Here is a 9,508-nt window from a genome sequence, read left to right as displayed (position 1 = left end):
TTCGCCGACCTTGCGCAGGGTCGATTCACGGCCCAGGGCCCCGGCCTCGACCAGGAACAGGGCGTCGGGGTTCAGCTGGCCGTCGACGTGGCGCGTCAGGGCCTCGGCGGCCTGCTTGTCGGGCCCGGCCTTCTCGCCGGTCAGCCGCAGCCGCACCAGACGGCGGCCGCCCATCATCGACAGGGCCGAAAGCTCTTCTTCCAGCTTGCCGGGCGAGGAGTCCACGTCGCTTTCGGTCAGCTGGGCGGTGTCGAAGGGGTCGTCGGGGCGGGCGAACAGCCGCTTGGCCAGCTGGTCGGCCCGGTCGCGCACCACGCCTCGGTCACGGCCATAGATGACCACGGCGCGGATATCGGGCGTCGGGTCCTTGAGGAAGCGTTCGACGTCGGGACGACGCGACAGGATCATGGTGGGGGTCTAGGCGGCCGGAGCCTTGCCCGCCAGCCAGGCGGCAAGGTCGAGCTGGATCTTGCGGGCGACCTCTGCGGCGGCCCGTTCCTGGCCGTCCTGCTGGGCGGCGATGGCGGCATAGGGCTGGTCGGCGGAGTCGAAGGTGACCGCGGCTGAGGTGACGCCCTTGCGCACGTCGACGCCGGTCTCGGCGCTGACCAGACGCCAGGTGACGATCATGTTCAGTTCGTAGCGGTTGGCGACATTGTCGATCCGGACGCCGCGCGCGAAACGCTTCTCCTCGACCGCGAAGATCAGGCGGTGCGACGGCAGAACGCGCACGTCACGGGCCAGGGCGTCGTCCAGCTGCTCGCGCAGCAGGTAACCCGCCCGACCGTCGGCGGCCACGACCTCAATGGCCGAGAGCGCGCCATTGACGGTCGAAGAGCCGTAGAGGGGCGTGAAACCGCAGCCGGAAACCGTGAAGGTCGCGACCAGTAGAGCGAGGGGGAGCCGGAAACGCTTCATGGGTCAGTTCGCCACGATGTTGACGATACGATCTTTCACCACGATCACCTTACGAACGGTCAGGCCCTCAAGGTGGGCCATCACGGCGGCGTCCGCCAGCGCGATCTTCTCGACCTGCGCCTCGGCCAGGCCGGCCTTGACCCTGATCTCGCCGCGACGCTTGCCGTTGATCTGGATCGGCAAGACCCGCTCGTCGTCAGCGGCCAGGGCCGGATCGGCCTTGGGCCAGGCGGCGTCGACCACCATGCCGGCCTTGCCCAGACGGGCCCAGGCCTCTTCGGCCAGGTGGGGGGTGAAGGGCGAGATCAGCCGCGCCAGGATCTCCAGCGCCTCGGCGCGGGCCGCCAGCACGCCCTGGGAGGCGCCCTCGGCCGGCGCCGCCTTCAGCATGTTGAGGAACTCGTACAGCCGGGCCACGCCGCTGTTGAAGCGGAAGCCCTCGATCGAGTCGGTGACGAAGCCGATCAGGCGGTGGACGCCCTTGCGCAGGACTAGGGCCGCCGCGTCGGCGTCATCATGGGTGAAGGGCCCAGCCGGCTGGCTATCGAACTCGTTCCAGACCCGATGGGTGAAGCGCCACGAGCCCTCGACGCCGGAATTGGTCCATTGCACATCGCGTTCCGGCGGGCTGTCGCTCATCACGAACAGGCGCGCGGCGTCGACGCCGTAGGCCTCGAAGATGTCCTCGGGGGCCACGACGTTCTTCTTGGACTTCGACATCTTCTCGATGTCGCCGATGGTGATCGGCTCGCCGGTCGTGGCGTGGATGGCGCTGCGGCTATTGCCCTCGACGCTAATCACGACGTCAGCGGGCTCGACCCACTCGCCGCCAGCGTTCTTGTAGGCCTCGTGGGTGACCATGCCCTGGGTGAACAGACCGGCGAACGGCTCCTCGACCGACAGCAGGCCCTCGTCCTTCAGGGCGCGGGTGATGAAGCGGGCATAGAGTAGGTGCAGGACCGCATGCTCGACGCCGCCGATATATTGGTCGACCGGCATCCAGTGGTCGGCGGCGGTCTTGTCGATCGGCGCGTCGGCGGTCGGATCGGTGAAGCGGGCGAAGTACCAGGAACTGTCGACGAAGGTGTCCAGGGTGTCGGTTTCACGCTCGGCCTTGCCGCCGCAACCCGGGCAGGTGGTGTGCTTCCAGGTCGGGTGCCGCACCAGCGGATTGCCCGGCTTGTCGGGGTCGAAGGTGACGTCGTCGGGCAGGACCACGGGCAGCTGGTCTTCGGGGACCGGCAGGGGCCCGCAGACCTCGCAATGGATGACCGGGATCGGGCAGCCCCAATAGCGCTGACGCGAGACCCCCCAGTCGCGCAGGCGATAGACGGTCGCGCCTTCGCCCTGGCCCAGGGCTTCGATACGGGACACCGTCTCGGTCTTGGCGGCCTCGATGTCCAGGCCGTCCAGGGCCTGCGAATTATAGATCAGGCCGGGGCCGACATAGGCCTCCTTGCCGATGGTGAAGGCGGCCGGGTCTTCGCCGGGCGGCAGCACGACGGGCAGGACCGGCAGGTCGTACTTGCGGGCGAAGTCCAGATCGCGCTGGTCGTGGGCTGGGCAGGCGAAGATCGCGCCGGTGCCGTAGTCCATGAGGATGAAGTTGGCGATCCAGACCGGCAGGATGCGGGTCGGATCCAGCGGATGGACGACGCGCAGGCCGGTGTCGCGGCCCAGCTTCTCGGCGCCCTCGATATCGGCTTCCGAGGTGCCGCCGCGGCGACATTCGGCGATGAAGGCCTGAACCTCGGGGTTCTCGACGGCCAGCTGTTCGGCCAGGGGATGCTCCGGCGCGATGCCGACGAAGCTGGCGCCGAACAGGGTGTCGGGCCGGGTGGTATAGACGTCCAGGCCCGCGGCGTGACCGTCGGGGGCCTCGCCGTCGAACTTGAAGGTGAACTTCAGGCCCTTGGAGCGCCCGATCCAGTTCTCCTGCATGGTCCGGACCTTTTCAGGCCAGCGATCCAGCGTCTTGAGGCCGTCGATCAGGGCGTCGGCATAGTCGGTGATGCGCAGGAACCACTGGGTCAGCTTGCGCTTCTCGACCGTCGCGCCCGAGCGCCAGCCCTTGCCGTCGATCACCTGCTCATTGGCCAGGACGGTCATGTCGACCGGGTCCAGTTGACCGAGGCTTCCTTGCGATAGACCAGGCCGCGCTTGAGCAGTTTCAGGAACCAGGCCTGCTGCTTGCCGTAATAGGCCGGGTCGCAGGTGGCGAACTCGCGCGACCAATCGATCGACAGGCCCAGGGCCTTCAACTGTTCGCGCATCGCGGCGATGTTGTCGTAGGTCCAGCCCTTGGGGTGGACGCCCCGTTCCATGGCGGCGTTCTCGGCCGGCATGCCAAAGGCGTCCCAGCCCATCGGGTGCAGGACGCTGAAGCCCTGGGCCCGCTTGTAGCGCGCCACCACATCGCCCATCGCATAGTTGCGGACATGGCCCATGTGGATGCGCCCCGACGGATAGGGGAACATCTCGAGCACGTAGTATTTGGGGCGGGGGTCCTCGGTCGAGGCCGTCAGGAAGACCTTGGCGTCGGCCCAGGCGGCGCGCCACTTTGGCTCGGTGTCTTTGGGATTGTAGCGGGCCATGGAAACCAGACAGCTTGATCGGGGAACAACGCCGAAACCGGCGCGGTCCGCGGAAGTCTTGAGCGGTTTCGCGGCCGGTGCGGCGGGCTAAATGGACCAAGGGCGGCCTTGGGTCCGTGGACTCAAGGCCGCCCCCGGGGCGAGGGGCGTGCGCCCCTAGCCCTTGATGTTGGAAAGCTTCAGCTGACGCGCGCGGGTCAGGATGGCGTTCTCGATATCGGTCGCCGTCTGATCGGTGGCGGGGGTGTCGACCCAGGCGCCGGCGCCGTCCTTGATCTGCTTGAAGATGGCGACGTTCAGGCCGTCGGCGCGCAGCCGCGTGTCCAGGATATAGACCGTGGCCTTGAAGCGCTCGTCGGGCTTTTCGGGATTGGTGTACCAGTCGGTGACGATCACGCCGCCGTAGGGGTCGGCCGAGGCCAGGGGCATGAAGGACAGGGTGTCGAGGCTGGCGCGCCACAGATAGCCGTTGACGCCGATCGAGCCTTCGCTGACCGCGGCCTTGCCGCCGCCCTTGCCGAACTTGAAAGGATTGAAACCGCCGCCGTCTTCAGACCCGGCCGAGAACACCTTGGGTCCCTTGGTGCTGCCGCAGGCGGAAACGCCCAGAACGGACAGCGCCAGAACGCCAGCGGCGACGCCGCGCAACACCGACCCACGCTCAAACGCCATAGTACCTCGCTCCAATGTCTCGCCGGCGCGAACGCGCAATCCAGGCGCGCCCCCGCAGCCGGAAGCGGTCTATAGCACGGCGGCGCTGCGTCAAAACAGGAATCGCGTGGCAGGACCGCCACAGGCGCCCCCTGAATCGTCCCCTGCGACCCTTTGCGCGATCTAACGCCGGTTGACCGCGTTGTAGCGTGGCCCTTAATCCTAATGGGTAAGTCTGACTTCCCTACCGGGACAGGCTTTGGTGACAGGTAGAGTAGTGATGTTCGCGAAGCGGGTTTTCACGGCAGTGGTTTCGGCGGCGATCCTCCTGGGTTCGGCGTCGCTGGCGCACGCTCAGAGCAAGCCCCGGTCCGCGACAACCGACTTCACCGTCAAGGGCGACTTCTCGAACGCGTCGCAAGGCGCGGCTCCCTTCAGCCCGCAAGGCCCGAAGAAGACCCTTCAATGGGACGCTCTGAAGGGCAAGTGGGGCCTCAAGCTCGATCTCGACCAGCCCGTCGGCCGTGACTTCCAATTGAAGGACGTGCAGGCCGGGGCCTATTTCCGCGTGACCCCGTCGATCCGGGTCGGCGGCGCCGTGGCTCTGGCGACAACGATCCCGCCCTGGCCGCCCGCAAGAACGACAATCGCGAGCCCGCGCCCCGCGTGAAGTTGGAAACCGCCTTCAAGTTCTAGGACTGAAGGCCTCCACCCCCGCGATCCCGATAACCTCGCTGCCCAGCAGCAGAGCCGCCGTGCGCCCGTGACGCCGCCTAGAGCGTAGGCCGGCGCGCGGGACGCCGACATCACGTCCTTCAGTCCGTCCAGCCCCAGGGGCTTGCCCGCCGACGGGCTGAAGGCTGGCGAAGACCGGCGACACCACGATGGCGTCCACGCCGACCCGACTCGCCGCCGCCGCCGCCGGGGCGTCGTGGGCGGCGGCGGTGATCAGCCAGGCCGGATGCTGGGCTTTCAGGGCCGGAATCTGCGAGATCAGTCGCTCGGGCATGTGCAGACCATCGGCGGCCACGGCCTCGGCCAGGGCCGGGTCGGCCCCGATCAGCAGGACAAGGCCCCGGCGGGTGGCGATCGCTCTCAGGCGCGGGCGGTCGCCTCGGCCTGCGCCGCGCCGAACGCCCGATAGACCACGGCCGAGCCCCTCGGCAGGCGCTCGGCGATGGCCTCCGGGTCGGGGGTTCGCGCCGGATCGGTGAAGAACATCAGCCGCGGCGCGGGTTTTCCGCCGAAGGCCCATGGGCGCAGGCCGGCCGCCGTTCTAGACAGGAGCTCGATCTCATCGAAGTCGTGTTGCAGGCCCATGTCCGACGCCTACGCCTCCATCCAGTCCCGCATCGCCGCCGCCGCGATCGCCGCCGGTCGACCGCCCGAGGCGGTCACCCTGGTGGCGGTTTCCAAGCAACAGCCCTGGGAGCATATCGCCCCTGTCCTGGCCGCTGGCCAGCGGGTGTTTGGCGAAAACCGCGTCCAGGAGGCGATGGGCCGTTGGCGCGACGACCGCGACCAGGTCGAACTGCGGCTGATCGGTCCCTTGCAGACCAACAAGGCCGCCGAGGCGGTGGCGTTCTTCGATGTCATCGAAAGCCTGGACCGGGAAAAGCTGGCCCGGGTGCTGGCCGCGGAGATCGCGCGCCAGGGCAAGACCCCCCGCCTCTATGTCCAGGTCAATATCGGCGAGGAGCCGCAAAAGGCGGGCGTCGCCCCGGCGGAGACCGACGGCTTCCTGCGGCTCTGTCGTGATCTGGGCCTGCCGATCGAGGGCCTGATGTGCATTCCCCCGGCCGACGAGGCCCCGGAGCCCTATTTCACGGCCCTGGCCGCCCTGGCCGCCCGCAATGGCCTGGAAAAGCTGTCGATGGGCATGAGCGACGATTTCGAAGCGGCCATCGCCTGCGGCGCCACCTCGGTCCGAGTCGGCTCGGCGATCTTCGGACGTCGCTAGCTGGCGGCGATCTCGATCGCGTCGCCGGGCCGGGCCGTCGCCAGCAAGGCTTCCAGATCGTCGCGCGCTAAGGCCACGCAGCCTTCGGTGCCCGGATAGCCGTCCCGCGCCAGATGCAGGAAGATCGCCGAGCCCCGCCCCGGGATCGGCGGATCGTCGTTGTGGGCCAGGACGCCGACCAGGTCGTAGCAATGGTCGTCGCGCCACAGGCGCTCGGCGCTGGCCGGATAGGGCAGGGTCACGGGCCGGTTATAGGCGCGATCTTCGGGCGCATCGCACCAACCGTCGCTCGGCGCGATCGGCCGACTGGGCAGGGCGGTGACCGGCCCTTCGGGATAGACGTCGGGTCGATAGAGGATTTCGCGGATCGCCCAGACCCCGATCGGACTGGTTTCGTCGCCCTCGCGCTTGGCGCTGGCCGGGGTGACGCCGCCCTTGCCCAGGGCGCAGCGCGTCAGGCGCTGGGGGAGCTCGAACCGGCCATCGGGGTGCGCGCGAAAGATCATCAGTCGGTTCTGCCGCAACCGCCCCTTGGCGCCAAGGGGCGGCGCGGTGCATGTTCACGCCATGGCGCAACGCAAGACCCTGCTTCTGATCGACGACGACGACGACCTGCGCGGCGCCTTGGCCGAACAGCTTCAGTTGCATGAAGAGTTTACCGTCGCCGAAGCCGCCACGGCGGGCGAGGGCGTGCGGCTGGCCCGCGAGATCAAGCCGGACCTGGTCCTGCTCGATGTCGACCTGCCCGACATGGACGGTCGTGAGGCCTGCCGGCTGATGCGCAAGAACGCCGTGACCGCCCCGGTGATCATGCTGACGGCGGCGGCCAGCGACTCCGACACCATCCTGGGCCTGGAGTCGGGGGCCAATGACTATGTCACCAAGCCCTTCCGCTTCGGCGTGCTGCTGGCCCGCATTCGCGCCCAGCTGCGCAGCTATGAAGCCTCGGAAGACGCCCTGTTCCGGATCGGACCCTACGAGTTTCGGCCCTCGGCCAAGCTGCTGGTCGACGACAAGCAGAAAAAGGTGCGGTTGACCGAGAAGGAAACCAACATCCTGAAATACCTCTACCGCGCCGGATCCAAGCCGGTGTCGCGCGAGGAGCTGCTGACCGAGGTCTGGGGCTACAACGCCGGGGTCACGACCCACACCCTGGAAACCCACGTCTATCGCCTGCGGCAGAAGATCGAGCCCGATCCCACCGTGGCGCGGATCCTGATCACCGAGACCGGCGGCTATCGCCTGCAGCCCTGAGCGGCCCTGGTTCGCCGGCCATTGACGGTCCCAACAAGAAAAAGCCCCGGCCGCTGCGTGCGACCGGGGCTTTTGTCATTCAGACGCTCGGCCCGTGATCAGGCGTTGCCGACGGCCTGGCCTTCGGCCTGGGCCTTGCGCGCGGCATAGACGCCGGCGAAGTCGATCGGGTCGATCAGGAAGGGCGGGAAGCCGCCTTCGCTGGTGACGTCGGCGATCAGGCGACGGGCGAACGGGAACAGGAAGCGCGGGCATTCGATCAGCAGCACCGGCTCGAGATCGGCCTCGGGCACGCCGCCGATCTGGAAGAGGCCGCCATAGACGACTTCGACATGGAACACCGGCTGGTCTTCGCGGGTGGCGCGGGCCGAGAGCTTGAGGTCGACCTCGAACAGGCCGTCGGTGCGACCGCGGGCGTTCATCTCGACGCCCATGTCGATCGCCGGCTGCGCGCCGCCCCGCAGGGAGTCGGGGGCATGCGGGCTCTCGAAGGAGAAATCGCGCAGAAACTGGGCGATGATGCGGATGCCGGTTTCCGGTACGATGTCGCCTTCAGGCGCGGGCGGAGCGGCGGTGGTGTCGGTCATGAGCCATAAATCCGTATTCGGCGCCGTTCAGGCCCGCTAGGAGAGAGCGGCGCTGCTAACATGTGGGCGACCGCCGTGCAACGGCAGGCGCCTGACGCGGGAGCCCGTCTCACCTATATAGGTGAGGTCGGGGGGGCCGACGGGTAGACGGAACGGAAAAAGATTCGTGATTGAATGGTTTATCTGGGCGGCCCTGGCCGCGGTCGTACTCTACCAGCTCTATGCGACGCTGGGCCGTCGCGTGGGGCGTCAGCCTGAGGACGCCGCCCCGGCGCGCGTCCCCTCAAGCCCCTCGGTCGAGCCGAGCGTGCCTGAAACCGCGGCCGCCGCGCAGCTGACAGGCCTGGCCGCCCTGAGGGCGCGTCAGGGTGATTTCGATGTCGCCCATTTCCTGTCCGGGGCCCGCCAGGCCTATGAGATGATCGTCAAGGCCTTCGCTCTGGGGGACCGTGAGACACTCAAGCCGCTGCTGGCGGACGACGTGATGGCCAATTTCGAGGCCGCGATCGTGGCGCGCGAAGCCGAGGGCCGCACCGAGAAGGCCGAGTTCCTGGTGCCGCCGCGCACCGATTCTGGAATCCGCCAGCGTGGTCGACGACACCGCCCGGGTGGTGGTGCGGATCCTCGCCGAGGTGCGCACCCGCTCGATCAGCGCGGCGGGTGAAGCGGTCGATGACCGCCGCACCGCCGATCTGTGGACCTTCGAGCGCGATCTGAAGAGCGCCAATCCCAACTGGACCCTGGTCCGCGTCGACGTCGCGGAGGCGTAAATGCTGCGCCGGGGCCTGATCGCTGTCGCCGCACTCCTGGCGCTGGCGGCCTGTACTACCACCCCGGCGCCCGCGCCGACGACCTCGGCGACGCCCGGGCCCGTCAGCGTCGGGACGTCCTTGATCCCCTCGCCCGGCGCCTTGAGCTTCGCGACGCTCGACGGCTGGCCGCAGGAAGATCATGGCGCCGCGCTCGAAGCCTTCCGCCAGGGCTGCGGCGCGGCCCGCGACGCCGACATGGCCGAGGTCTGCCGTCGCGCCCGGGGCGCGGAGACGGCCGACGACGCCTCGGCGCGGCTGTTCCTCGAGGCCAATTTCCGGCCCGAGCCGGTCGCCGGCCAGGGCCTGCTGACCGCCTATTTCGCCCCACAATACGATGCGCGCATGTCGCGCTCGGCCGAGTTCAGCGCCCCGATGCGCGGCCTGCCCGCCGACCTGATGGTGCTGGACCTAAAGCCCCTTCGACCCCGGCCTCGCCGGCAAGAAGGTCACCGGCCGGGTCCGGGACGGTCGCTTCGAACCCTATCCCGACCGCGCCGCCATCGAGGCCTCGCCGATCGACAAGCCCCTGGCCTGGCTGCGGCCGGAAGACCTGTTCTTCCTGCAGATCCAGGGTTCCGGCGTCCTGGTCCTGCCCGACGGTCGCCGGGTGCGCGCCGCCTTCGCCGGCGGCAACGGCAAGCCGTTCGTCGGCATCGCCACGGCCCTGCGCGAACGCGGCCTGCTGGCCGACAACAACACCTCGGGCGACGCGATCCGCAGCTGGCTGGCGGC

At 68.6% G+C, this 9,508-nt stretch carries 9 protein-coding genes and 5 pseudogenes; 6 read left to right on the top strand and 8 right to left on the bottom strand.

Annotation, left to right across the window (positions count from 1 at the left end):
* The 4 genes and pseudogenes from CSW58_RS02905 to CSW58_RS02890 form a co-directional block, all read right to left on the bottom strand.
* A pseudogene (locus CSW58_RS02905) lies at window positions 1–408 on the bottom strand (DNA polymerase III subunit delta); the annotation flags it as partial.
* Between the two features lie 9 nt (window positions 409–417).
* The gene (gene lptE / locus CSW58_RS02900) at window positions 418–918 is read right to left on the bottom strand and encodes an LPS assembly lipoprotein LptE (RefSeq protein ID WP_099446236.1); all 501 of its coding nucleotides are present in this window, start codon (window positions 916–918) and stop codon (window positions 418–420) included.
* 3 nt (window positions 919–921) lie between these two features.
* A pseudogene (gene leuS, locus CSW58_RS02895) lies at window positions 922–3,512 on the bottom strand (leucine--tRNA ligase).
* 156 nt (window positions 3,513–3,668) lie between these two features.
* Entirely contained in the window at window positions 3,669–4,199 is a 531-nt protein-coding gene (locus tag CSW58_RS02890) for a DUF3576 domain-containing protein (RefSeq protein ID WP_099446235.1), read from the bottom strand.
* Between the two features lie 244 nt (window positions 4,200–4,443).
* Between CSW58_RS02890 and CSW58_RS02885 the strand changes: the two genes are divergently transcribed.
* Window positions 4,444–4,833 carry an NtrZ family periplasmic regulatory protein gene (locus CSW58_RS02885; protein WP_236627617.1) on the top strand — a complete coding sequence of 130 codons (390 nt, stop codon included), beginning with the start codon at window positions 4,444–4,446 and terminating at the stop codon, window positions 4,831–4,833.
* Window positions 4,834–4,848: 15 nt separating this feature from the next.
* On the opposite strand, the gene CSW58_RS16010 is transcribed toward CSW58_RS02885, so the two are convergent.
* Together CSW58_RS16010 and CSW58_RS16005 are read right to left on the bottom strand one after the other, a co-directional pair.
* Window positions 4,849–5,205 carry a hypothetical protein gene (locus tag CSW58_RS16010; protein WP_369825059.1) on the bottom strand — a complete coding sequence of 119 codons (357 nt, stop codon included), beginning with the start codon at window positions 5,203–5,205 and terminating at the stop codon, window positions 4,849–4,851.
* Between the two features lie 53 nt (window positions 5,206–5,258).
* Entirely contained in the window at window positions 5,259–5,483 is a 225-nt protein-coding gene (locus CSW58_RS16005; protein ID WP_369825060.1) for a hypothetical protein, read from the bottom strand.
* Between CSW58_RS16005 and CSW58_RS02875 the strand changes: the two genes are divergently transcribed.
* The gene (locus CSW58_RS02875) at window positions 5,482–6,123 is read left to right on the top strand and encodes a YggS family pyridoxal phosphate-dependent enzyme (protein WP_099446234.1); all 642 of its coding nucleotides are present in this window, start codon (window positions 5,482–5,484) and stop codon (window positions 6,121–6,123) included. The two genes, CSW58_RS16005 and CSW58_RS02875, sit on opposite strands and share 2 nt — an antisense overlap.
* On the opposite strand, the gene CSW58_RS02870 is transcribed toward CSW58_RS02875, so the two are convergent.
* Window positions 6,120–6,629 (bottom strand): L,D-transpeptidase, encoded by a 510-nt coding sequence (locus tag CSW58_RS02870; RefSeq protein ID WP_099446233.1) that lies wholly within the window; start codon window positions 6,627–6,629, stop codon window positions 6,120–6,122. The two genes, CSW58_RS02875 and CSW58_RS02870, sit on opposite strands and share 4 nt — an antisense overlap.
* Before the next feature lie 61 nt (window positions 6,630–6,690).
* Between CSW58_RS02870 and CSW58_RS02865 the strand changes: the two genes are divergently transcribed.
* On the top strand, window positions 6,691–7,377 hold the full coding sequence (locus tag CSW58_RS02865) for a response regulator transcription factor (RefSeq protein WP_099446232.1): 687 nt from the start codon (window positions 6,691–6,693) through the stop codon (window positions 7,375–7,377).
* Between the two features lie 98 nt (window positions 7,378–7,475).
* On the opposite strand, the gene secB is transcribed toward CSW58_RS02865, so the two are convergent.
* On the bottom strand, window positions 7,476–7,964 hold the full coding sequence (gene secB / locus CSW58_RS02860; protein ID WP_099446231.1) for a protein-export chaperone SecB: 489 nt from the start codon (window positions 7,962–7,964) through the stop codon (window positions 7,476–7,478).
* Between the two features lie 166 nt (window positions 7,965–8,130).
* On the opposite strand from secB, the pseudogene timA reads away from it, so the two are divergent.
* The 3 pseudogenes from timA to CSW58_RS14720 all read left to right on the top strand — a co-directional run.
* Window positions 8,131–8,734: pseudogene (gene timA / locus CSW58_RS02855) on the top strand (TIM44-related membrane protein TimA).
* Window positions 8,735–9,148 (top strand): annotated as a pseudogene (locus tag CSW58_RS14725) (transglycosylase); the annotation flags it as partial.
* Between the two features lie 124 nt (window positions 9,149–9,272).
* Window positions 9,273–9,508: pseudogene (locus CSW58_RS14720) on the top strand (MltA domain-containing protein); the annotation flags it as partial.

The organism is Caulobacter sp. B11, assembly GCF_002737765.1.
GTDB lineage: Bacteria > Pseudomonadota > Alphaproteobacteria > Caulobacterales > Caulobacteraceae > Caulobacter.
The sequence above is the reverse complement of the archived record's forward strand: the minus strand, read 5'-3'. Positions and strand labels throughout refer to the sequence as shown.

Bases quoted from the DNA above. Each gene is read 5' to 3' on its own strand.
- CSW58_RS02865 (WP_099446232.1), top strand. From the start codon at position 6,691: ATGGCGCAACGCAAGACCCTGCTTCTGATCGACGACGACGACGACCTG.
- lptE (WP_099446236.1), bottom strand. From the start codon at position 918: ATGAAGCGTTTCCGGCTCCCCCTCGCTCTACTGGTCGCGACCTTCACG.
- CSW58_RS02885 (WP_236627617.1), top strand. From the start codon at position 4,444: ATGTTCGCGAAGCGGGTTTTCACGGCAGTGGTTTCGGCGGCGATCCTC.
- CSW58_RS02875 (WP_099446234.1), top strand. From the start codon at position 5,482: ATGTCCGACGCCTACGCCTCCATCCAGTCCCGCATCGCCGCCGCCGCG.
- CSW58_RS16005 (WP_369825060.1), bottom strand. From the start codon at position 5,483: ATGGGCCTGCAACACGACTTCGATGAGATCGAGCTCCTGTCTAGAACG.
- CSW58_RS02870 (WP_099446233.1), bottom strand. From the start codon at position 6,629: ATGATCTTTCGCGCGCACCCCGATGGCCGGTTCGAGCTCCCCCAGCGC.
- secB (WP_099446231.1), bottom strand. From the start codon at position 7,964: ATGACCGACACCACCGCCGCTCCGCCCGCGCCTGAAGGCGACATCGTA.